At 51.1% G+C, this 22,117-nt stretch carries 21 protein-coding genes and 1 other RNA gene; 9 read left to right on the forward strand and 13 right to left on the reverse strand.

Going from position 1 to position 22,117, the window contains the following annotated elements; translation table 11 throughout:
• Positions 1–3: 3 nt before the first annotated feature.
• Both OGX91_RS06475 and OGX91_RS06480 read right to left on the reverse strand, forming a co-directional pair.
• Positions 4–672, reverse strand: a complete 669-nt coding sequence (locus OGX91_RS06475; protein WP_005120223.1) for a methionine ABC transporter permease — start codon at positions 670–672, stop codon at positions 4–6.
• Positions 665–1,687, reverse strand: a complete 1,023-nt coding sequence (locus tag OGX91_RS06480; RefSeq protein WP_005120225.1) for a methionine ABC transporter ATP-binding protein — start codon at positions 1,685–1,687, stop codon at positions 665–667. The genes OGX91_RS06475 and OGX91_RS06480 overlap by 8 nt, the downstream gene beginning before the upstream one ends.
• Positions 1,688–2,062: 375 nt before the next feature.
• Here OGX91_RS06480 and ynhH point away from each other — a divergent pair, with 375 nt between their 5' ends.
• From ynhH to lpp, 3 genes are all read left to right on the forward strand, one after another.
• Positions 2,063–2,257 carry a protein YnhH gene (ynhH, locus tag OGX91_RS06485; protein ID WP_245163452.1) on the forward strand — a complete coding sequence of 65 codons (195 nt, stop codon included), beginning with the start codon at positions 2,063–2,065 and terminating at the stop codon, positions 2,255–2,257.
• A gap of 7 nt (positions 2,258–2,264) precedes the next feature.
• Complete coding sequence (gene pykF, locus OGX91_RS06490; RefSeq protein ID WP_003029366.1) at positions 2,265–3,677, forward strand: pyruvate kinase PykF; 1,413 nt, start codon at positions 2,265–2,267, stop codon at positions 3,675–3,677.
• A 308-nt stretch (positions 3,678–3,985) separates the two neighbouring features.
• Positions 3,986–4,222, forward strand: coding sequence for a murein lipoprotein Lpp (lpp, locus tag OGX91_RS06495; protein ID WP_003029373.1), 237 nt, complete (start codon positions 3,986–3,988; stop codon positions 4,220–4,222).
• A gap of 67 nt (positions 4,223–4,289) precedes the next feature.
• Here the strand turns inward: lpp and ldtE are convergent, their stop codons facing one another.
• The 8 genes from ldtE to OGX91_RS06535 form a co-directional block, all read right to left on the reverse strand.
• A complete protein-coding gene (gene ldtE / locus OGX91_RS06500; RefSeq protein ID WP_286625776.1) occupies positions 4,290–5,294 on the reverse strand; it encodes a L,D-transpeptidase LdtE in 1,005 nt (334 codons plus the stop codon).
• A 123-nt stretch (positions 5,295–5,417) separates the two neighbouring features.
• Positions 5,418–5,834, reverse strand: a complete 417-nt coding sequence (gene sufE, locus OGX91_RS06505) for a cysteine desulfuration protein SufE (RefSeq protein ID WP_005120233.1) — start codon at positions 5,832–5,834, stop codon at positions 5,418–5,420.
• Between the two features lie 12 nt (positions 5,835–5,846).
• Positions 5,847–7,067: a cysteine desulfurase SufS gene (gene sufS / locus OGX91_RS06510; protein ID WP_005120235.1), complete on the reverse strand. Its 1,221-nt coding sequence runs from the start codon at positions 7,065–7,067 to the stop codon at positions 5,847–5,849.
• Complete coding sequence (gene sufD, locus OGX91_RS06515) at positions 7,064–8,335, reverse strand: Fe-S cluster assembly protein SufD (protein WP_182290565.1); 1,272 nt, start codon at positions 8,333–8,335, stop codon at positions 7,064–7,066. Before sufD ends, sufS begins: the two co-directional genes overlap by 4 nt.
• Entirely contained in the window at positions 8,310–9,056 is a 747-nt protein-coding gene (gene sufC, locus OGX91_RS06520; protein ID WP_005120239.1) for a Fe-S cluster assembly ATPase SufC, read from the reverse strand. Before sufC ends, sufD begins: the two co-directional genes overlap by 26 nt.
• Before the next feature lie 16 nt (positions 9,057–9,072).
• Positions 9,073–10,560, reverse strand: coding sequence for a Fe-S cluster assembly protein SufB (gene sufB, locus OGX91_RS06525; protein ID WP_005120241.1), 1,488 nt, complete (start codon positions 10,558–10,560; stop codon positions 9,073–9,075).
• 8 nt (positions 10,561–10,568) lie between these two features.
• Positions 10,569–10,937: a Fe-S cluster assembly scaffold SufA gene (gene sufA / locus OGX91_RS06530; protein ID WP_005120243.1), complete on the reverse strand. Its 369-nt coding sequence runs from the start codon at positions 10,935–10,937 to the stop codon at positions 10,569–10,571.
• A gap of 495 nt (positions 10,938–11,432) precedes the next feature.
• Positions 11,433–12,308 carry a LysR family transcriptional regulator gene (locus tag OGX91_RS06535; RefSeq protein ID WP_286625762.1) on the reverse strand — a complete coding sequence of 292 codons (876 nt, stop codon included), beginning with the start codon at positions 12,306–12,308 and terminating at the stop codon, positions 11,433–11,435.
• A gap of 122 nt (positions 12,309–12,430) precedes the next feature.
• Between OGX91_RS06535 and OGX91_RS06540 the strand changes: the two genes are divergently transcribed.
• Positions 12,431–13,282 (forward strand): Vmh family MBL fold metallo-hydrolase, encoded by an 852-nt coding sequence (locus OGX91_RS06540; protein WP_199947589.1) that lies wholly within the window; start codon positions 12,431–12,433, stop codon positions 13,280–13,282.
• A gap of 68 nt (positions 13,283–13,350) precedes the next feature.
• On the opposite strand, the gene OGX91_RS06545 is transcribed toward OGX91_RS06540, so the two are convergent.
• From OGX91_RS06545 to ydiJ, 3 genes are all read right to left on the reverse strand, one after another.
• On the reverse strand, positions 13,351–13,539 hold the full coding sequence (locus OGX91_RS06545; protein WP_005120249.1) for a YdiH family protein: 189 nt from the start codon (positions 13,537–13,539) through the stop codon (positions 13,351–13,353).
• Positions 13,540–13,616: 77 nt separating this feature from the next.
• Positions 13,617–14,027: a 1,4-dihydroxy-2-naphthoyl-CoA hydrolase gene (menI, locus tag OGX91_RS06550; RefSeq protein ID WP_005120251.1), complete on the reverse strand. Its 411-nt coding sequence runs from the start codon at positions 14,025–14,027 to the stop codon at positions 13,617–13,619.
• On the reverse strand, positions 14,024–17,080 hold the full coding sequence (gene ydiJ, locus OGX91_RS06555) for a D-2-hydroxyglutarate dehydrogenase YdiJ (protein WP_286625765.1): 3,057 nt from the start codon (positions 17,078–17,080) through the stop codon (positions 14,024–14,026). The genes menI and ydiJ overlap by 4 nt, the downstream gene beginning before the upstream one ends.
• A 213-nt stretch (positions 17,081–17,293) precedes the next feature.
• On the opposite strand from ydiJ, the gene ydiK reads away from it, so the two are divergent.
• The 5 genes from ydiK (at position 17,294) to OGX91_RS06580 (ending at position 22,096) form a co-directional block, all read left to right on the forward strand.
• Complete coding sequence (ydiK, locus tag OGX91_RS06560) at positions 17,294–18,403, forward strand: AI-2E family transporter YdiK (protein ID WP_155020985.1); 1,110 nt, start codon at positions 17,294–17,296, stop codon at positions 18,401–18,403.
• A gap of 188 nt (positions 18,404–18,591) precedes the next feature.
• Positions 18,592–18,699, forward strand: an RNA gene (gene rprA, locus OGX91_RS06565) — antisense sRNA RprA.
• 195 nt (positions 18,700–18,894) lie between these two features.
• Complete coding sequence (locus OGX91_RS06570) at positions 18,895–19,251, forward strand: YdiL family protein (protein ID WP_005120255.1); 357 nt, start codon at positions 18,895–18,897, stop codon at positions 19,249–19,251.
• A gap of 146 nt (positions 19,252–19,397) precedes the next feature.
• Positions 19,398–20,618 (forward strand): MFS transporter, encoded by a 1,221-nt coding sequence (locus OGX91_RS06575; protein ID WP_286625768.1) that lies wholly within the window; start codon positions 19,398–19,400, stop codon positions 20,616–20,618.
• Between the two features lie 242 nt (positions 20,619–20,860).
• Positions 20,861–22,096 (forward strand): MFS transporter, encoded by a 1,236-nt coding sequence (locus tag OGX91_RS06580; protein ID WP_005120258.1) that lies wholly within the window; start codon positions 20,861–20,863, stop codon positions 22,094–22,096.
• Positions 22,097–22,117: the final 21 nt, after the last annotated feature.

Here is a 22,117-nt window from a genome sequence, read left to right on the forward strand (position 1 = left end):
TTATTAGCGTTTATCTAACAGAGAGGTGATCACATCGCCGCAAAGCTGGATGATGAAAACAATGAGCAAAATCGTCACTGTCGCCACCAGCGTGACGTCGCTGTGGTTGCGCTGGAATCCTTCCAGATAGGCCAAATTCCCTAAACCACCGGCGCCAATGACCCCCGCCATCGCGCTGTAGCTAACCAGCGCAATCAGCGTCACGGTGATGCCGGACACCAAGGCAGGAGAGGATTCCGGCAGTAAAACCCGAAAAATAAGTGTGCTCAGACGTGCGCCCATCGAACGCGTCGCTTCAATAACGCCTTTATCAACTTCACGCAGGGCAATTTCGACCAGACGTGCATAAAACGGCGCAGCACCGACGATCAGCGCAGGCAACGCGGCATTGGCGCCGAGAATGGTGCCGACCATCGCTTTGGTAAACGGGATCAGCAGCACGATCAAAATGATGAATGGGATCGAGCGAAAGATATTCACCACCAGCGAAATACCGCTATACACCGCGCGATTGTGAAACAGTCCACCGCGTGCGGTCAGGAACAATGCCAGACCAAGCGCGATGCCCAAGATAAAGGTCGCTGCGCCTGAAAGGGCTGTCATGTAGAGCGTTTCCTGGGTTGCTGCCAGCAGTTGTTCCCACTTCAGATGCGGGAAAAGTTCTTCAGCCATGTTGAATCACCTCGCCTTCAATGTCGCTCTGGCGCAGGTCGGCCAAAATATTGTTCAATTGTTCCTCAGAGGCCACAACGTGCACCCAGAGCTGACCAAAAGCGCCTTGTGCGGTTTGCGTCATCTTGCCGTGTAAAATGTTAAACGGCAGGCCATAGCGTAGGGTCAATTCACCCACCACTGGCCGATGCGTACGTTGCCCGGTAAACGTAAGCTTGATCACCACGCCGCCAAGTTCGCTGGCTAGCTGCGGGTTGAATTCGTCTTCCTCGGCGTATTGACTCACCTGACGAACGAACTGTCGGGTGATCGCCTGCTGCGGATGAGTAAAGACGCTAAGCACGTCGCCTTCTTCAACGACTTTGCCATTTTCCATGACCGCCACGCGATCGCAGATCTTGCGTACTACGTGCATTTCATGGGTGATCAGCACGATGGTTAATTTGAAGCGACGGTTAATATCGAGCAGTAAATCGAGGATCTGATCGGTAGTTTGCGGATCCAGGGCTGACGTAGCCTCGTCACAGAGCAGTACATCAGGATTATTCGCCAGCGCGCGGGCGATCCCTACGCGCTGCTTTTGGCCGCCACTGAGCTGCGATGGATACGCATTTTCGCGACCGCTCAGACCGACAAGGGTAATCAGCTCGGCCACTCGCGCCTTAATCATCGCTTTCGGCGCACCGGCAATTTGCATAGAGAAAGCGATATTTTCACTGACGGTGCGTGACCACAGTAAATTAAAGTGCTGAAACACCATGCTGATTTTCAACCGTGCCTGACGCAACGATTCCCCACAGGCGGCGGAGATATCCTGGCCGTTAATCGTTACGCTGCCGGAGGTCGGTTTTTCCAGACCATTAAGCAAACGTATTAAGGTGCTTTTTCCCGCCCCACTGTAACCAATAATTCCGTAAATCTGCCCCTGCTCAACCATCAGGTTGACATCATCGACAGCGGTAATGGAAAGCCTGCCTGGCGTAAACACTTTCGAAATATTTTTCAGGACAATCATGTCGTTTGGGTATCCGCTGCTGCTTATTGTTATCCTGCTAGTGCTTTTGGCTGTTTAGCAGTATGGATGTCCAAATGAGTGTAATCAGCGAGATTGGTTTTTAAAATGAATTAAAACGAATTTGATATAACTTTTAGGAATATGAAGACATTCGAGCCAGGATGACCGAATAACCTTCAACTGAGAGGACAAATGCAGGCTGTTGCGCAACAAACCTCGACGGTGGACGACCTCTTTATCCATACCTATGAACAAATTAGTGAATATTTCTTGTGAAACTGCACAGAACTCTTTTGAAACGCTGTTTCCATTTTCCTTTTTGATAATTTTCAGCGTATAATGCGCGCCAATTGTCTCTTGAATGGTTTCAGCACATTGACCTGTAAAACTCAACGACTACAAAATTCACCATCCCGTTGGGCTGAAACGCAAGCACACATTCCTCTGCACGCTCTTTCGATGTCACCTATCCTTAGAGCGAGGCATCACAACTTTCGTAACTCAGGTTTAGCTTTCCATCCGTGCGCGATGGAAGCCAGATTTCCATATCCTTCTCAACTTAAAGACTAAGACTGTCATGAAAAAGACGAAAATTGTTTGCACCATCGGTCCGAAAACCGAATCCGAAGAGATGTTAACCAAAATGCTGGACGCGGGCATGAACGTCATGCGTCTGAACTTCTCCCACGGTGATTACGCAGAACACGGTCAGCGCATCAAGAATTTGCGCAACGTCATGAGCAAAACCGGTAAAAAAGCCGCTATTCTGCTCGACACCAAAGGTCCGGAAATCCGTACCATTAAGCTGGAAGGCGGCAACGACGTTTCTCTGAAAGCGGGCCAGACTTTCACTTTCACTACCGACAAATCTGTTGTGGGCAACAACGAAATCGTTGCTGTTACCTATGAAGGCTTCACTAAAGACCTGTCTGTCGGCAACACCGTACTGGTTGATGATGGCCTGATTGGTATGGAAGTTACCGCTATCGAAGGTAACAAAGTTATCTGTAAAGTGCTGAACAACGGCGATCTGGGCGAAAACAAAGGCGTTAACCTGCCAGGCGTTTCCATTGCCCTGCCAGCACTGGCTGAAAAAGACAAGCAGGACCTGATCTTCGGTTGTGAGCAAGGTGTTGACTTCGTTGCGGCATCCTTTATCCGTAAACGTTCTGACGTCGTTGAAATCCGTGAGCACCTGAAAGCTCACGGCGGCGAAAACATCCAGATCATCTCCAAGATTGAAAACCAGGAAGGCCTGAACAACTTCGACGAAATCCTCGAAGCATCCGACGGCATCATGGTCGCTCGTGGCGACATGGGCGTTGAGATCCCGGTTGAAGAAGTTATCTTCGCGCAGAAGATGATCATCGAGAAATGTATCCGTGCACGTAAGGTCGTTATCACTGCGACCCAGATGCTGGATTCCATGATCAAAAACCCACGTCCGACCCGCGCTGAAGCCGGCGACGTTGCGAACGCCATCCTCGACGGCACCGATGCCGTTATGCTGTCTGGTGAGTCCGCGAAAGGCAAATACCCGCTGGAAGCTGTGACCATCATGGCCACCATCTGCGAACGTACCGACCGTGTGATGACCAGCCGTCTGGACTTCAACAACGACAGCCGCAAACTGCGCATCACCGAAGCCGTTTGCCGTGGCGCGGTTGAAACTGCAGAAAAACTGGATGCGCCGCTGATCGTCGTCGCAACTCAGGGCGGTAAATCTGCACGTGCTGTGCGTAAATACTTCCCGGATGCCACCATCCTGGCGCTGACCACCAATGAAACTACCGCGCGTCAGCTGGTGCTGAGCAAAGGCGTTGTTGCACAAGTTGTTAAAGAAATCAGCTCTACCGATGATTTCTACCGTCTGGGCAAAGAAGTTGCTCTGGAAAGCGGTCTGGCTCAGAAAGGCGACGTTGTAGTGATGGTTTCCGGCGCACTGGTTCCGAGCGGCACGACCAATACGGCATCTGTTCACGTGCTGTAATAATTCCATCGCGAATTAATTTGCTTAAAAAGCGCCCTTGTGGCGCTTTTTTTATTTTATCGATAGCCACAATTAATAAAAAATCAAATCGGATTTCACTATCCAATCCGAGATTATCTAAGATGAATCCGATGGAAGCTTTCTGTTTTCTCTCGGTTTTTTAGCTGTTTTTGCCCAATTCGATGCTTCTTTGAGCGAACGATCAAAAATAAGTGCATTCCCATCAAAAAAATATTCTCAACATAAAAAACTTTGTGTAATACTTGTAACGCTACATGGAGATTAACTCAATCTAGAGGGTATTAATAATGAATCGTACTAAACTGGTACTGGGCGCGGTAATCCTGGGTTCTACTCTGCTGGCAGGTTGCTCCAGCAATGCTAAAATCGATCAGCTGTCTTCTGACGTTCAGACTCTGAACGCTAAAGTTGACCAGCTGAGCAACGACGTGAACGCAATGCGTTCCGACGTTCAGGCTGCTAAAGATGACGCAGCTCGCGCTAACCAGCGTCTGGACAACGCAGCTACTAAATACCGTAAGTAATAGTATCTGTGTAATAGAAATGGCGCACATTGTGCGCCATTTTTTTTGCCCGTTATTTCCTTCCCTGTTACTGCGTTGTGCGCATCTGCACATCCTCCCCTGGCGCACCATTCTGCGCTGACTTCACATCTGGTCCGTTGGCAACAACAGGTGTCTGCCCGGCACTAACGGTCACGGGATAACCCGCACGGCGATACAGTGCTCTCTCAACCAGACTGTTATCGACGGCCTTATTCCCTTTGAACTGATTAAAACCTACCGGTAAAACATAGGGCATGGTCTGAACGTTTTGCTCCTCTTCCGGTGACAATGGCCTGTGCACCTCAACATAGCGCATACCATTTGGCTCGACGGCGTACTTTATCGGCTCGTTGATCGCTCTGACAGGCGTACCTGGTCGCACCTGCTCGAACAACGCTTTGATATCCGGCGCGTTCATACGGATACAACCAGAGCTTACGCGCAGACCAACACTGTCAGGTGCGCTGGTGCCATGGATCAGGTATTCACCGTTTCCATGCGCCAGACGCAGTGCAAAGCGCCCTAACGGATTATTTGGCCCGGCTGGCACTACCGGCGGTAATGTGATGCCGCGCTCCAGCGAGCGTTTACGGATGCCCGGTGTAGGCGTCCAGGTCGGGTTGGGTATTTTCTGCCCAACCCGGGTTTCCATCACCGGCGTTTCCAGCCCCTGCAAACCGATACCAATCGGGAATACCTGAACACTATTTTCTCCCGGCGGGAAGTAATACAGACGCAGTTCCGCCAGATTCACAATAATGCCTTCGCGTGGCGCATCCGGTAGCAATAATTGCGAGGGAATAGTAATCAGCGTTCCGGGTTTAGGGACGGGGGCAATAGTGTTATTGGCTTCAAGGATCAGCATGGCAGCGGTGTCAAAACGCCGGGCTATCGCCTGGAGATTCTTATCACCTTCCTGCACGGTGTAGGTTTGATTGTGCCCCACAAGACGGCTATTCGCCGGAGGCAACGGATAATCGACCGCCCATGCGGCCTGAATAGCGCTGTAAGCGCCGATTAGCATTAACGTAATAACAGACGCGCGTTTCATACTCACTCACCCCCCTGGCGTTCTTGCCGGACGGCGGCGAGCGCCCGATCCGGCCTACGAGTCACTGCGTTGTTCTACACGAACGCTTTCAGGTCGGTCTGAAAGTTGACGTGTTTTATCAGTTTAGCTAAGAGTTGCGGCTTTGGCGCGAATAGCCCGAATCATCGCCTCCAGCCCCTGTGAACGTGAAGGGGTGAGATGCTGTGCGAGCGCCATTTTTTCGAACCACTGACGCACATCAAAATTCACAATATCCTGAGCCGTCATCCGGTCATACAAAATGAAGACGATGGCGATAAGTCCTTTCACAATTGCCGCATCACTGTCGCCCTGTAATTCAATAATACCTTCAGCATTCTGCCGCATAACAATCCATACCTGACTTTGACATCCCTGAATGCTATTTTCCGGGCAGCGATCGTCGGCATTTAATTCCGGCAGGCGCTGACCCAGTTCAATGATGTACAGGTATTTCTCTTCCCAATTAGCGCAACGCAGAAAATTACGCAATAGTTTTTCTTTATCCGGTAGCGCAGCCATAATGCCTCCCTGTTATCCCAGCAAGTGATGAATACGCTTGAGTCCCGTCACCAGGCGATCCACTTCTTCATGGGAGTTATACATGGCAATAGAAGCCCGGCACATCGCGGGAACGTGATAATAAGCCATCAACGGCATAGCGCAGTGATGCCCCGTACGCACAGCAATTCCATAGTTATCAAGAAAGCTACCGACGTCATACGCGTGATGTTTGCCGAGGTTAAAGGCGATCACGCCTAAACGGTTTTCCGGGCCGTAGATTGTTAAATCCGGCACATCCGCCAACTGTTCCAATGCATAACGCATCATGAACTGCTCATATTCACTGATTTCTGCCAGCCCGAGCGCTGAAACATATTCAATAGCCGCGCCGAGCCCAATAATGCCCCCGGTGTTTGGCGTTCCGGCTTCAAAACGCCAGGGGGCTTTAGCCCACGTCGTTCCCTGGCTCAGACTGACGGTTGCTATCATCGAGCCACCGCCTTCCCACGGTGGCATTTCCTGCAGCAGCGACTCTCTGGCATACAGCACGCCAATACCGGTGGGTCCATAGAGCTTGTGCCCGGAGAAGACATAAAAGTCGCAATCCAGTGCCTGCACATCCACCTGATGATGCATAACCGCCTGTGCGCCATCTACCAGCACTTTTGCGCCGTGCTGATGCGCCAGCGCGATCATCTCCGGCAGCGGGTTTTCCGTGCCCAGCACGTTAGATACGTGGGTAATCGCCAGCAGTTGCGTGCGATCATCAAACAACGTCGGCAGCGTTTCCAGTTGCAACGTCCCGTCGGCATTGAGCGGAATAACGCGCAGTTCAGCCCCGACTCGGGCACACAGCATCTGCCAGGGCACTATGTTGGCATGGTGCTCCATTTCGCTGATGATGATGTTATCGCCAGCCCGCACATTGCTGTTGCCCCAGCTGTTCGCCACCAGGTTGATCCCTTCCGTGGTGCCGCGGACAAACACCAGCTCTTCAGCGGAGCGGGCGTTAATAAACAGCGAGGCGAGCTTGCGCACATTCTCCATTTTTTCCGTGGCCTGAGCGCTCAGCGTATGGATCCCACGGTGGACCGCCGCATAGCCGTGACGGTAAAACTCGGCTTCAGCATCAATCACCTGATTGGGTTTTTGCGCGCTCGCCGCGCTGTCCAGATACGCCAACGGTAAACCATTCACTTCACGCGTCAGAACCGGAAAATCGGCCCGCACTTTTTCAATGGGAAATGTCATGCTACGCCTCCCGGCAGACGTTGGGCTATCCGCGCCAGTACCTGTTGTTTCAGCGTTTCATCGCTCAGGGCTTCCGTCAGCTCAGCGGCAAACGCGTAGAGAATCATCTGTTGGGCATCCTGCTGACCAATCCCACGCGAACGCAGATAGAACATCTGTTCATCGTCGATCCGCCCTACCGTCGCCCCGTGGCTGCATTTCACGTCATCAGCGTAGATTTCCAGTTGCGGCCTGGTATCCACTTCTGCCAGTTTACCGAGCAGTAGATTATTGTTCGTCATCTGACCATCAGTTTTAATGGCATGCTGCGCCACGTTAATCAGGCCATTAAACACCGCCCGGCCTTTATCGCTGACAATCGTTTTATGTAACTGGCGGCTGTTGCAATACCCCTTATTGTGTTCAAGCCAGGTTCGGGTATCGCAAACTTCATTTTTCACCGGCATCGCCAGGCTGTTAAGGCGCAGCGTGCTGTTCTCCCCATTAAGCTGGGTACTGGTGTTATGGCGTAATACCGCACCACCGAGTAAGAAGCTGTAGCTCACCGCCGTCGCATCTGCCCCTACCTGGATATCGTTATGCGCGAAATGGTGGCTAACCGGATTCTCAAACGCCAGTTTGATATGGTGCAAATGGGCATTTACCGCCACGTTCATGGTTAAACGTGCGCCGGTGAAATGACGAAGCTCGCTAAGGCTGACATAGTGTTCAATAACGGTGGCTTCTGCGCCTTCCGCCAGCTCCAGATGGTGGCGATAGTGCGCCGTGTTCACCTCATCGCCCGCCAGCCCCTGGGTAATGTGCAGCAGCAGCAGCGGTTTCGCGGGGCGCTGGTTACGCTTCACCTGAATGTGCGTGACGCTACGCGACAGGCTTTCGGTCAGGTGCAGAAAGACTTCCGGTTGGATGGCGGCCGGTAGCGTCTGACGCGCATCATCAACGGTAATGTCAAAGCCGCTGCCGTCCATGCGGTCGCTCAGCGTCGGGCAGAACTGCCCGTCGACAAATACCAGTCGTATGGCATCAATTGCCGGCGCCAACGCTTCACACTGGGCTGACGTTATCTCAGCGACATGACTGACAAACTGGCTGTTGGTTAAACCCTCCAGCGGCGTGTATTTCCAGTCCTCATGTTTACGCGTCGGCAACCCCAGCCGCAACATCTGTTGCAGGTGTTGTTGCGCATGCTGTGAGCGACGCTCACCCTGCGCTTCAAACAGATGATGCCACTGTTGGAGCACGTTACTGCTGTTCACTAAGCCAGCCATACCCTTGCTCCTCCAGCTGTTTAACCAGCGTAAAATCACCGGACTTCACAATGCGCCCCTGGTAGAGAACGTGGACGTAATCGGGTTTGATATAGTCGAGGATTCGCTGGTAGTGGGTGACAATAACAAACGAACGCTTTCCGTCACGCAATGCGTTCACGCCATCTGCCACGATTTTCAGCGCGTCAATATCCAGCCCGGAGTCCGACTCATCCAGAATGCACAACTGAGGCTCCAGCACCGCCATTTGCAAAATGTCATTACGCTTTTTCTCACCGCCGGAGAAACCGACGTTGACCGAACGCGTGAGTAAATCTGCCGGCATCTTCAGCAACGCAATTTTTTCTTCCATCAGATCCTGGAAGTCAAACCTGTCCAGCGATTCTTCGCCACGGTAGCTGCGCACGGCATTCAGTGCCGTTTGCAGGAAAAACTGGTTACTGACGCCGGGAATTTCTACCGGATACTGAAATGCCATGAAGATGCCTTCACCGGCACGGTCTTCCGGTGACAGTTCCAGCAAGTTCTTACCGTTAAATTCAACCGTCCCGCCAGTGACTGCATAATCTTCTCGTCCGGCGAGTGTCGCAGACAACGTGCTTTTCCCGGAACCGTTCGGCCCCATAATGGCGTGTACTTCCCCGGGGCGAATCTCAAGACTCAGCCCACGCAGGATCGCCTTCTCTTCCACACTGACCTGTAAATCTTTAATGCTTAACATGTGCTTTCCTTAAATTTTAGCCGACGCTGTGTTCAAGACTTATGGCGAGAAGTTTTTGCGCTTCCACGGCAAATTCCAGCGGCAGCTCAGAGAACACGTCTTTACAGAAGCCATTGACGATCATTGAAATAGCATCTTCTTCGCTGATGCCACGTTGCAGGCAGTAGAACAGTTGGTCTTCACCAATGCGCGAGGTCGTCGCTTCATGTTCAAGCTGAGCGCTGTTGTTACGGCACTCAACATACGGGAAGGTATGTGCCCCACAGTCCGCACCAATCAGCATTGAGTCACATTGGGTATAGTTGCGGGCGTTAGTGGCGGTAGGCATAATTTTCACTAAGCCGCGATAGCTATTCTGGCTATGTCCGGCGGAAATCCCTTTCGAGATAATGGTCGATTTGGTGTTTTTGCCGATGTGGATCATCTTGGTGCCGGTATCGGCCTGCTGGTGCCCGCTGGTCAGCGCAACGGAGTAGAATTCGCCGATCGAATTATCACCGCGCAGAATACAGCTCGGGTATTTCCAGGTAATGGCTGAACCGGTCTCTGACTGCGTCCATGACATTTTGCTGTTTTCGCCTTCGCACAGCGCACGTTTAGTCACAAAATTCAGGATGCCGCCGGTATTGCCATCGCCGGGGAACCAGTTTTGTACCGTTGAATACTTCACCTCAGCATCTTTATGGATGATCACCTCAACCACCGCCGCATGCAGCTGGTAACTGTCACGTACCGGCGCCGAACAACCTTCGATATAGCTGACGTAACTCCCCTCATCCGCCACCAGAATCGTGCGTTCAAACTGTCCGGTTTTTTCTGCATTGATACGGAAATAGGTCGACAGTTCCATTGGGCAACGCACACCCTTCGGCACATAAATAAACGTGCCGTCCGATGCCACCGCCGCATTCAGCGCGGCAAAGAAATTGTCATTCCCCGGGACGACGGTACCGAGGTATTTTTTTACCAGTTCTGGATGATCGTGGATGGCCTCGCCGAACGAGCAGAAAATAATACCCTGTTCCGCCAGCTTATCGCGGTAGGTCGTCGCGACTGACACCGAATCGAAAATGGCATCCACCGCCACTTCTTTGCCTTCACGGACCGGCACGCCAAGCTGCTCGAACGCGTCTTCAACCTCTTTGCTTAAAAACGCATTCGCGCCCGTTTGTTGCACCGCTCCCGGCTCAGAGGCACAGGTTTCATCACAGTTGCCGCAAGAAGGTGCAGAGTAATAGCTGTAATCCTGGTAGTTCAGTTTGTCATAGTGCGCTTTTAGCCAGTGTGGTTCTTCCATCGTCAGCCACGCGTTAAACGCATTCAGACGGAACGCCAGCATCCAGTCGGGTTCATTTCGTTTTGCCGAAATTGCCCGTACAACCTCTTCGTTGATCCCTTTCGCCAGTTCATCGGTTTTGAGTTGGGTAAAGAACCCCTCTTTGTAATTGAGGTGCCCGCCAGCCCAGGTGTTGACATCGTCAGTTGCTTCAGTGTTACGAGACATAGTACCGCCTATACCCCAAAGCTTTCGCCACAGCCGCATTCGTTCTGGGCTTTCGGGTTATGAAATTTAAATAACTGATTTAATCCTTCACGCACGAAATCGACTTCAGTTCCATCGATAAACGGCATCGCCTGTAACGGGACATAAAGTCTGGCGCCCTCTGTTTCAAAGAGCAGATCGTCTTTCTCAGGTTGCTTGACGGTGTCCAGCACATAGCCAAATCCCGCGCACCCGGTTTGTTTCACGCCTAGCCTCACGCCCAACATATCGGGTTGCCTTGCCACCAGTTCACGGATATGCGCCGCTGCCGCAGGCGTTAACGTCAGCCCGCGCCACGCAAAATCGTTGGGATTGAATGTTCCTGAATGCAATTCCATAGGGTTACCTCGAGTCATTAGCTTTCAAGCTATAACACCATGTTAGTGATAATGATTATCACTTCAACCCCTCAACAGCAGGGGCATTCGGGTTAACCGCCATTTTTGACGACTTTTATTAAGCATAGCCCCTGCGGCGAGGGTTAACAGGGATGGATTTTTTTATTCAATACATTGATTAATAATAGATTATGAATGTGTAATCGTTCCGGCAGGTCAAATGCTAAAAGATGTATAGATAATGTCTATTTAAGGGATAGGTGGGGATGACTACGGGGAGCAATGCGGTTCAAAACGCATGTGGGCCATAAAAAACCCTTAAGTCTGCTTGCTATGCTGGCAGACTTAAGGGTTCCGACCCCATCCGGCGCTTATCTCCGGCACTCACAATGGCTTAGCTCTTGAAGGGGCGATAAGAAGAATCTCATACACTGAAAAATTTTTTTTAACACAAATTGCGCTTTGACTATTTTATAAACACGCTCAATCACATCGTTAGCACTGTGTCTTATTCAGTGTATCCAGCAACAGTCGCAACCCCGCAGGCTGGTGATCGCGGGAAAGATATAAACCATAAATCGGCAGGCGTTTAGGCTGTAGTTGGGGTAGAAGTCGTATTAATCTCCCCTTCGCCAGCCCTTCTCTCGCCTCCTGCTCAGGAACCAACGCAATCCCCATCCCCGCCAGGGCGGATTCACATAGCAGTGACGAGATACCGGCGCTTAAATTACCTTTAATGGCCACAGTGACGGCTTGCCCTTGCGCATCCAGAAAATGCCATGACTTTCCGGCGAACCCGCTGTAATAAAGGCAATTATGCTGCGCAAGATCGTCGACGTTTTTTGGGATGCCATGCTGGTTAAGATAATCCACGGAGGCACATAACACCGATTCACAATCCCCTAAGCGCCGGGCAATCGTTCCGGGTTCGGGATTTTCCGTGATGCGGATCGCCACATCGATACGCTCCCCAACCAGGCTTACCGGTTGATTGTTGATCTCAACTTCAATGCGGAGTTCAGGATAGCGAGCAAGAAATGCGGGCAGCACCGGTGCCAGAATATGTAGGGCAGTAAAATGTGCACACGCCACCCGTAGCGTACCCGATGGGGTCTGCGCGAGCCCGGCGGCACCAATATCTCGCGAAAGCTGTGCCAGGGTGCGGGTTTTCAGCAATGCCTCTTCGCCGGCAGGCGTGATTGTCAACCGTCGTGACGAACGATGGATAAGCCGCGCCCCGGTCCACTTTTCCATCTCATCCAGATAGCGACTGACCATCGGTCGGGAAAGCCCGAGCGCACGCGCGGCGGCACTCAAACTGCCTAAATCACAGATATGGTTAAAAACTGTTGCCGCCATGACTCTGTCCATTGCATCCCATCCGATCGTTTTATGAAACTCAGCATGTCCTGATATGGGAATTCTAACAGATCCGAATTTCCTTAAAATACGGGAACGATCAAAAGACAATATCCTGCACAAGGTTCCCCGTTATGAAAATCAATACACTGGCTATGCTGTTACCCCTGTTTGCCTCTTCGGCATTTGCCGCTCCACTACAGCTGGATGTCTATAATCCGCAGGAGAAGGGTATTTTCCCGGTCTCTTCGACGCTGGTGTCTGGCCCCAAAGAGGCGATTTTGTTTGACGCCCAGTTCAGCACCAAAGATGGCGAAAAGCTGGTGCAGATGATTCGCTCCAGCGGTAAGACGCTGAAAGCCATTGTGATCACGTCTGGCGATCCGGATTTCTATTTTGGCCTTGAGCCACTCGTCAAAGCCTTCCCCGGCGTCAACGTGCTGGCTACGCCGCACGTGGTGGATCATATTCGTGCCACCAAAGAAGCCAAATTACAGTTCTGGGGCCCACAGATGAAAGATGGCGCGCCAACATCGCTCACCGTACCGCAGGCCACCACGCAAACACAATTTACGGTTGATGGCGAAACGCTGGAATTACGCCATCCTAATGACTATGCGGCGTATGTCTGGATCCCGGCGAATCGGGCCATTATTGGCGGCACAGGCGTGGCTTCCGGTATACACGTCTGGACGGCAGATACTCAGTCTGCAGAACAGCGTAGTGCATGGCGTAACGTACTGAGCGAAATGCAGAGCTTACAGCCCACCCAGGTGGTCCCGGGTCATTATATTGGTGAACGCCCGGCGGGTGATACAGCGATTCGCTTCACTCAGGATTATTTGCAGTCGTTTGAGCAGGCATTAGAGGCGAAGAAAGGTTCGGATTATGTGATTAAAACCATGACCGCGGCATGGCCGGGCCTTGCAGACGAAAGCTCTCTGGAACTGAGTGCGAAAGTGAATACCGGTGAGATGAAGTGGTAAACAAGATTTAAGGCAAAAAATAACCCCGAACATGTGTCGGGGTTTTTATTACGACAGGCATACCGGAATCAATGAACGCCCAGGCGCCAGGCAAAATAGATCTCTTCTTTCAGTTCAGTCGAAGAGAGCGTTAATAAATCGGCAAACTCCAGCTCTAATTGTTTCAATCTTTTCAGGTACTGAGCCGGTGAAAGATCGGTTTTATCACGACGTAAAAATTCTATTGCCAGTTGGGCCGGGTCTAATTGGGTAGACATATCATCCTCGCTTGTGTTCAGAACCTGCACAGTATAACACCATTACCTGCGCAGATAATGACCAAACTCAACATGCATCACAAAATAGCGGTCGTCAGTCGCGAGGTGCAGCATAACCGACCCTGCTCATCGAAGATCTCGATTTGCCACACCTGATGACGTGAACCGGTATGCACAGGGCTGCACACCCCTCTGACGAGCCCTTCACGTGCAGAACGAACGTGGTTGGCGTTAATCTCAAGGCCCACCACTTTTTGAGTGCCCATCGTACACAGGTATCCAGCCACCGAGCCAATGCTCTCAGCCAGCACGACAGACGCCCCGCCGTGCAGCAAACCAAAGGGTTGTTTGGTGCGATGGTCCACAGGCATTGTGGCTTCCAGAGTATTGTCGCCGATATGCACAAAACGAATATCGAGCAGCCCTACCATATTTCCTTCACCCATGGCGTTGAGCGCCTCGAGTGTGACTTCACGTTTCCAGATCATCCTATAATCTCCAGTAATGCCTGTAATGGGTGGCGAACGCCCGTGCCTTCTACGCGTTTAACCTGGCTGCGACATGAATACCCGGCAGCCAGACAACGGTTACGTGGCAATCGTTGCATTGCCTGGTGCCATGATAACTCATAGATCCCTAAAGAGTTCTGGTGATTCTTCACTTCGTGGCCATAGGTACCCGCCATCCCACAGCACCCCACGCTGACATTTTCCAACTTTGCGCCAAAACGGGCAAAAATCGCGGCCCACTGTGCAGGCGCTCCCGGCAGAGCGGTCACTTCGGTACAGTGTCCGAAGAAGTACCACGGTTCACCACCGATAGCGACCGGCGGTTGTGACGCCAGTACAGCCGATAACCACTCATTGACCAGTAAGACATGGAAATCACCGCGCTGCTCGCCGAGCGCCAGCGTGTATTCATCGCGATAACATAGCACCAGCGCCGGATCGACACCGACCATCGGGATATTCAGCTTTGCCACCCGGTTGAGGAATTCAGCGGTCTTTTTCGCCGTTTTCGCAAACCGGTTTAAAAAGCCCTTTATATGCTGCGCTTTGCCGTTAGGCGAGAATGGCAACAGCACCGGCTGCAAACCCAATTTTTCTACCAGTCGGATGAAATCAGCCACTACCTGTGCATCGTAATAGCTGGTGAACGGGTCCTGCACCACCAGCACCGTACGTGCTTTTTGCTCCTTGCTGAGAGCTTCAAGCTGTTCCAGCGTCATATTGGCCGAACGATGCCCGACCAGCTGTCGTTGTAATGATGGCGCAGACAACAGCGGCAAATCCACCATGCCGATGTGTTTTTTAGCCAGATTACGTACCAGTGGTTGATTGATGAAAAAGTTGAACGTTTTAGGTGCGCGCGCCATCAGCGGTGCATAACTCTCAACGGTGGCGACCATGTGATCGCGGAGCGGGCGCAGATAGCGCGTGTGATACAGCTGCAGAAAGCGCGAGCGGAATTCCGGAACGTCAATTTTTATCGGGCACTGCGTAGAACAGGCTTTACATGCCAAACACCCGGACATCGCCTCTTTCACTTCATGCGAGAAATCATATTCGCCCTTACGTGCATGCCAGCTGTTCCGGGTTCGGGCGATTAGCGTACGTAAACTGGCACGTTTTTCTGGCAACTCTTTTTCCAGTTTCACGGGGTCGATCCCACGATCGGCCAACAGACGCAACCATTCCCGTACCAGCGTTGCCCGCCCTTTTGGCGAGTGAATGCGATTGAGGCTAATTTTCATCGAAGGACACATCGGGCTTTTGGCATCGAAGTTAAAGCATAACCCGTTGCCGTTACACTCTATTGCCCCACGCCACTCCTGGCGAACGGCCAGCGGGATTTGACGATCGTAAGTCCCACGTTTAACCGCATCCACTTTCATCATTGGCGCATCGATGGCTTCCGGAGGGCAAATCTTCCCCGGATTGAGCCGGTTTTGCGGATCAAACACCGACTTCACTTTGCGCAGTTCGCGATACAGTTCCTCGCCAAAGAACGCCGGGCTGTACTCAGCACGGAAACCTTTCCCGTGTTCGCCCCACAGCAGACCACCGTATTTTGCCGTCAGCGCCACCACATCATCAGAGATGCGTTTCATCAGCACTTCTTGTTGTGGATCGCACATATCCAGCGCAGGTCTGACATGCAGTACCCCGGCATCCACGTGACCAAACATGCCATAGCTCAGGCCATGACTATCGAGTAGCGCACGGAACTCGGCAATATAGTCGGCCAGGTGTTCCGGCGGTACGCAGGTATCTTCGGCAAACGGAATCGGCTTCGCAGAGCCTTTGGCATTACCCAGCAGACCAACGGCCTTTTTCCGCATGGCGTAGATGCGCTCGACACCAGCCAGTTCGGTACACAGCTGCCAGCCAATTACGCCAGCTTCCTGCCGGGCAATTAGTCCGTCCAGGCGTTCACACAGCGCACTGACCTGCGAATCAATTAATGCTTCATCGTCACCGGCAAACTCGACGATATTCAGCCCGAGCATCTCTTTATCCGGGACATCGGTAATCAATTCGCTGACGGAGTGCCAGACAATATCTTCACGCGCCAGATTAAGCACTTTGGAATCGACGGTTTCGACCGACAGCGCGCGCGCTTCCACCATCACTGGCGCATTACGCAATGCAGAGTCAAACGAATCGTATTTGACGTTGACCAGTCGCCGAACTTTAGGCAGCGGCGTGATATCAAGGCGGGCTTCGGTGATAAATGCCAGCGTACCTTCGGACCCCGTAAGGATGCGGGTTAAATCAAACTCGGTCATCTCATCATTGAAGACGTGCCGCAGGTCGTAGCCGGTTAAAAAGCGATTGAGCTTCGGGAACTTGTCAATGATCAACTGTCGGTTCTCACGACACCGTTCATAAACCGTCTTATAGATGCACCCAATCGCTGTATTGTTTTTACCGAGCATTTCGGCAAATTCAACCGGCATCGGCTGGGTATCGAGAATATCCCCGCCCATTAATACCGCGCGAATACCCAGCACGTGATCGGAGGTTTTACCGTAGACCAGCGAACCTTGCCCGGAAGCGTCGGTGTTGATCATTCCCCCCAACGTCGCCCGGTTACTGGTGGACAATTCAGGCGCAAAGAAATAGCCGTAGGGTTTCAGATACTGGTTAAGCTGATCTTTTATCACCCCGGCTTCTACCCGCACCCAACCTTCCTGCACATTGATTTCAATGATGCGGCTCATGTAACGGGACATATCAACAATAATGCCCTGATTAAGCGCCTGCCCGTTGGTGCCTGTACCGCCGCCGCGAGGGGTAAAAATCAACGACGAAAAGAGCGGTTCTGACGCAAGGCGGGCGATAAGCGCCACATCAGCCGTCGAACGAGGGAAAACCACGGCATCAGGCAGAAGCTGATAGATACTGTTATCCGTCGACATTGTCAGACGATCGGCATAGCTCGTTGCCGTATCGCCCGTGAACCCTTGCTGCTCCAGCGCCTGCAAAAAATTGAGCACCAGTTGAACGACACCTGGCGCCTGAGAAATTTGTGGAATCATTATAGTGACCCTTTCCTGCGGTCTGTGTTGTGAATTTAATCGTTTGCGTGTTGCTTTGTTTGTTGTATCACATTTTTTTCTAATACGCTCAGCAGATTTACAGGCAGAATCCGCCTGTTCAAAACCGCTGAAATTGCTCATCATTATAGAGTGTGATTAACGTGTTCACGTCGCGTCAACGTTCTGACGCAAAGACAAAGGTGAAAAGTATTTATGGTAAATTTCCGTCAGCCCAGGGATATTGCACAAGTGCTGCTATCGGTGCTGTTTTTAGCCATCATGATTGTGGCCTGTCTCTGGATTGTGCAACCCTTTATTCTCGGTTTTGCCTGGGCAGGTACGGTGGTCATTGCGACCTGGCCCATCCTGATACGTATACAAAAATTGCTGTGGGGACGCCGTTCACTCGCCGTGCTGGTGATGACCCTGTTGTTAGTTCTGTTATTCATTATTCCTATCGCCCTGTTGGTCAACAGCATCGTTGATGGCAGTGGTCCTCTGATCCATGCAGTGACCGCCGGTGATATGACGCTGCCGGATCTGGCGTGGTTAAACAGTATTCCTCTGGTGGGTGCCAAACTCTATGGCGCATGGCACAGCCTGTTGGATATGGGCGGTTCGGCTATCATGGCTAAGGTTCGTCCCTATATCGGTACCACAACCACCTGGTTTGTTGGTCAGGCCGCGCATATTGGCCGCTTTATGATGCACTGTGGCTTGATGTTGCTATTCAGCGCCCTGCTGTACTGGCGCGGTGAACAGGTGGCGCTAGGCATTCGCCACTTCGCCTGCCGTCTTGCATCGAAACGCGGTGACGCTGCAATCCTGTTGGCAGCACAGGCCATTCGTGCGGTTGCATTAGGCGTGGTCGTCACCGCGCTGGTGCAGGCCGTCCTCGGGGGTATTGGTCTGGCGGTAACGGGGGTACCTTACGCTACGCTACTGGCGGTGTTGATGATCCTCTCCTGTCTGGTGCAACTGGGGCCTTTACCGGTGCTGATTCCGGCCATTATCTGGCTTTACTGGACAGGTGATTCTACCTGGGGCACGGTGCTGTTGGTGTGGAGTGGCGTGGTCGGAACACTGGATAACGTTATTCGTCCCATGCTGATTCGTATGGGGGCTGATTTGCCGCTGATCCTTATTCTTTCCGGGGTTATCGGTGGGTTGATTGCATTCGGTATGATTGGTCTGTTTATCGGCCCAGTGGTACTGGCTGTTTCATGGCGCCTGTTCTCCGCATGGGTCAATGAAGCCCCTGCACCGGGCACTGACCCGGAACAAATCCTCGAAGAAATCGCTGAAATCGAAAGCAATAAGTAATACAGCATCAGGCGGCAACATTGCCGCCTGATTGTTTAATATTGCTGATAAACACATCACAGCTCCCCGAACGAAACCCAATCCCAGCGCTGTGGGAGTACTCATTTATGTCGCAAATTCTTTACAGTTTTTAAACTATTGGGATGAATCTGATCGACGTGAAAAACCAGCATGCCTACTATTACCCCAAGGCTTTAGATCAACACATTGATTTATAAGCATGGAAATCCCCTGAGTGAAATAACGAATTGCTGTGTGTAGTCTTTGCCCATCTCCCACGGTGGGCTTTTTTTTGTCCTGCATTTCCACGTCCCCTAACGACCTACATCACATCAGCTAGCCAATTGTTTTATTTCACTCTCACGCCAAATGCACCAACTTCACAGATTAATAACAAATAATATTGCACAAGATACTGTGACTCTCTTCAAGCCGAAATATCCACAACAATGCTATTACTATTCCACCGTCTTTTATGAAGTGATGAAATAATGAACGCATTAGAATTGCAGGCTATCCGCCATATTTTTGCTATGACGGTGGAAGAAAGCGCCGCATATATCGCGCGTGATGGCGACATTGTTGCCTGGCAACAATGGGAAAGTGGGGAAAAAGAAATCCCGGAAAACATCGCGCGCATTTGTGCAGAAATGAAAGCAAAGAGAAAGTTAAGAATTAACGCGATCATCGAAAAAATAAATAATCGTATTGGTAATAACACAATGCGTTTTTTCCCCGATCTGGTTTCTTTTCAGGCAGTTTATCACCACGACCATTTTCTCGACTGGAAAATCTACCAATCTGCTGCAGTGGAGCTCTATGCACACAACCTCGAGCGTTTGTGTTAGGCGGTCATCACGCCACCACTACGTTGCAACACGGGCCCCCGACATTATGCCCTCGCTCATGCGCAGTCTGCATACTATTTAGGCTAACACGCCCTACGCGACACAAAAAACAATATCCATTTAGCCTCTTCGCTGAGTAACACATTATGAAAAATACCTATTTCTCCACTGCGATAGGGCTGTACCTTAATTACCTGGTACACGGTATGGGGGTCATTCTGATGTCCCTCAATATGTCCTCACTTGAACAGCAGTGGCAAACCAATGCAGCGGGAGTGTCGATTGTCATCTCCTCCCTTGGTATCGGTCGGTTAAGCGTCTTATTAGTTGCAGGCATGCTCTCCGATCGCTATGGCCGCAGACCGTTTATCATTTTTGGCATGATCTGCTACCTCATCTTCTTTTTTGGCATCATCAATACTCACAGCATTGTGATTGCCTACGCCTTTGGTTTTTTAGCGGGAATGGCAAACAGTTTTCTTGATGCCGGAACCTACCCCAGCCTGATGGAAGCTTTCCCCCGCTCGCCCAGCACCGCCAATATCCTGATTAAAGCCTTTGTATCCAGCGGCCAGTTTCTGTTGCCGATGGTTATCAGCCTGCTGGTGTGGGCTGAACTCTGGTTTGGCTGGTCCTTCTTGCTGGCGGCGGGAATTATGGCGGTCAACGGCATATTTTTGTTTCGCTGCCGCTTCCCTGCACATCCGGGGCCGAAGCATTGCATCACGCCATCATCCGCTTTACAGGAACCTATTCATCCGGGGCATCGTTGTTCCCTTCTCGATCTGGGGAGTTACACCCTGTATGGCTATATCTCGATGGCCACATTTTATCTGGTTAGCCAGTGGCTGGCACAGTATGGTCAGTTTGTCGCTGGTATGCCGTATACGTTATCTATCAAGCTGTTAAGTATTTACACCTGCGGTTCGCTGCTGTGCGTATTCATTACTGCTCCTCTGGCGAGAAAAGCGGGTCGTGCAACGTCTCTGTTGATGCTGTACACCTTTATCTCCTTTGTCGCGCTGCTGGCGGTTTGCCTGCATCCAACGACCTGGGTCGTGATTACATTCGCCTTTGTCATCGGGTTCTCATCAGCCGGAGGCGTCGTGCAAATCGGTCTAACGCTAATGGCCGCTCGCTTTCCGCAGGCGAAAGGTAAAGCTACCGGTATTTACTACAGCGCGGGCAGTATCGCGACCTTCACGATCCCACTAATAACCGCCAGGCTCTCCGAAACCAGTATTGCGCACATCATGTGGTTTGATGCGGGTATCGCTGCGCTCGGTTTCCTGTTGGCACTGTTTATTGGCTATCGCAGCCGGCTTGCAGCAAAGCGTCAGTTAAACATGGCACCACTCGCACAATAACGCGGATGCAATATTGTTCCCCTCTTCTGCAAAATAATTTGACGGATTATTAAAATAACGGCAAAACGTCGGTCTGACGAATTAGGTTTCACAGTTTGATATGCAATATACCTGGTAATTTAAACGCCATGCTATGTAGGTACAATAACTACTGCCCGGTATATTAATCACAAGGTCGCCGAAATTTAAACTACACCGACGAGCACAGAATAATTTTAAAATCCGCAAGGAGTTGTGAAAAAATGTCTCAGAAAAAGACCTTTAACACGCCATTTCTTCTGGCGATAACCTGTATTTATTTAAGTTATTTTTTACACGGTATTAGCGTCATCACACTGGCGCAAAACATGACATCCCTGGCTGAAAAATTTTCAACCGATAATGCAGGGATTGCCTATCTAATTTCCGGTATTGGTCTTGGTCGACTGGTCAGTATTCTATTCTTTGGCGTTCTCTCAGATAAGTTCGGTCGTCGGGCTATCATTTTGTTAGGCGTTATTCTATATATGCTGTTCTTCTTCGGTATTCCCGCCAGCCCCAATCTGATGATTGCCTTTATTCTGGCGGTATGCGTCGGCGTAGCAAATTCAGCGCTGGATACCGGCGGTTATCCGGCGTTAATGGAATGTTTCCCTAAAGCATCCGGCTCGGCGGTTATTTTGGTTAAAGCCATGGTGTCGTTTGGCCAGATGATTTACCCCATCATCGTCAGTACCATGCTGCTCAACCATGTCTGGTACGGCTATGCGGTCATCATCCCGGGTGTACTGTTCGTGATCATCACCCTGATGCTGTTAAAAAGTCGCTTTCCCAGCCAGATGGTGGACGCGGGTCTCGCCAAAGATCTGCCACAAATGAACAGTAAACCCCTGGTCTGGTTGGAAGGTGTCGCTTCCGTGCTGTTTGGGGTTGCCGCATTCTCAACCTTTTATGTCATCGTGGTCTGGATGCCGAAATATGCTATGGCATTTGCTGGTATGGCAGAAACTGACGCACTAAAAACCATCTCTTACTACAGCATGGGATCGCTGGTCTGCGTATTCATCTTCGCAGCCCTCCTGAAGAAAATGGTTCGCCCCATTTGGGCTAACGTTTTTAATGCTGGTCTGGCAAGCATTACCGCTGCGGTCATTTATTTGTATCCCTCTCCACTGGTTTGTAACGCAGGATCGTTTCTGATTGGCTTCTCTGCTGCTGGCGGTATTTTACAGCTCGGTGTCTCAGTGATGTCGGAGTTTTTCCCGAAGAGCAAAGCCAAAGTCACCAGTGTTTATATGATGATGGGTGGTGTAGCCAACTTTATTATCCCACTGATCACCGGATACCTTTCTAACATCGGCCTGCAATACATCATTTTGCTGGACCTTGCATTTGCTCTGCTGGCATTCACCACCGCCATCATCGTCTTTATTCGCTATTACCGCGTATTTAATATCCCCCAAAATGATGTGCGGTTGGGCGAACGTTATTTTCAATAAATTGTTTAGAAGGAGTATCAA

Source organism: Citrobacter sp. Cpa228, from assembly GCF_030333085.1.
Lineage (GTDB): Bacteria > Pseudomonadota > Gammaproteobacteria > Enterobacterales > Enterobacteriaceae > Citrobacter > Citrobacter pasteurii.

Bases quoted from the DNA above. Each gene is read 5' to 3' on its own strand.
- ydiK (WP_155020985.1), top strand. From the start codon at position 17,294: ATGGTAAATTTCCGTCAGCCCAGGGATATTGCACAAGTGCTGCTATCG.
- OGX91_RS06575 (WP_286625768.1), top strand. From the start codon at position 19,398: ATGAAAAATACCTATTTCTCCACTGCGATAGGGCTGTACCTTAATTAC.
- sufA (WP_005120243.1), bottom strand. From the start codon at position 10,937: ATGGAATTGCATTCAGGAACATTCAATCCCAACGATTTTGCGTGGCGC.
- OGX91_RS06580 (WP_005120258.1), top strand. From the start codon at position 20,861: ATGTCTCAGAAAAAGACCTTTAACACGCCATTTCTTCTGGCGATAACC.
- sufB (WP_005120241.1), bottom strand. From the start codon at position 10,560: ATGTCTCGTAACACTGAAGCAACTGACGATGTCAACACCTGGGCTGGC.
- menI (WP_005120251.1), bottom strand. From the start codon at position 14,027: ATGATCTGGAAACGTGAAGTCACACTCGAGGCGCTCAACGCCATGGGT.
- OGX91_RS06475 (WP_005120223.1), bottom strand. From the start codon at position 672: ATGGCTGAAGAACTTTTCCCGCATCTGAAGTGGGAACAACTGCTGGCA.
- OGX91_RS06540 (WP_199947589.1), top strand. From the start codon at position 12,431: ATGAAAATCAATACACTGGCTATGCTGTTACCCCTGTTTGCCTCTTCG.
- sufS (WP_005120235.1), bottom strand. From the start codon at position 7,067: ATGACATTTCCCATTGAAAAAGTGCGGGCCGATTTTCCGGTTCTGACG.
- sufC (WP_005120239.1), bottom strand. From the start codon at position 9,056: ATGTTAAGCATTAAAGATTTACAGGTCAGTGTGGAAGAGAAGGCGATC.
- OGX91_RS06570 (WP_005120255.1), top strand. From the start codon at position 18,895: ATGAACGCATTAGAATTGCAGGCTATCCGCCATATTTTTGCTATGACG.
- OGX91_RS06535 (WP_286625762.1), bottom strand. From the start codon at position 12,308: ATGGACAGAGTCATGGCGGCAACAGTTTTTAACCATATCTGTGATTTA.
- ldtE (WP_286625776.1), bottom strand. From the start codon at position 5,294: ATGAAACGCGCGTCTGTTATTACGTTAATGCTAATCGGCGCTTACAGC.
- lpp (WP_003029373.1), top strand. From the start codon at position 3,986: ATGAATCGTACTAAACTGGTACTGGGCGCGGTAATCCTGGGTTCTACT.
- pykF (WP_003029366.1), top strand. From the start codon at position 2,265: ATGAAAAAGACGAAAATTGTTTGCACCATCGGTCCGAAAACCGAATCC.
- ydiJ (WP_286625765.1), bottom strand. From the start codon at position 17,080: ATGATTCCACAAATTTCTCAGGCGCCAGGTGTCGTTCAACTGGTGCTC.
- sufE (WP_005120233.1), bottom strand. From the start codon at position 5,834: ATGGCTGCGCTACCGGATAAAGAAAAACTATTGCGTAATTTTCTGCGT.
- sufD (WP_182290565.1), bottom strand. From the start codon at position 8,335: ATGGCTGGCTTAGTGAACAGCAGTAACGTGCTCCAACAGTGGCATCAT.
- OGX91_RS06480 (WP_005120225.1), bottom strand. From the start codon at position 1,687: ATGATTGTCCTGAAAAATATTTCGAAAGTGTTTACGCCAGGCAGGCTT.
- OGX91_RS06545 (WP_005120249.1), bottom strand. From the start codon at position 13,539: ATGTCTACCCAATTAGACCCGGCCCAACTGGCAATAGAATTTTTACGT.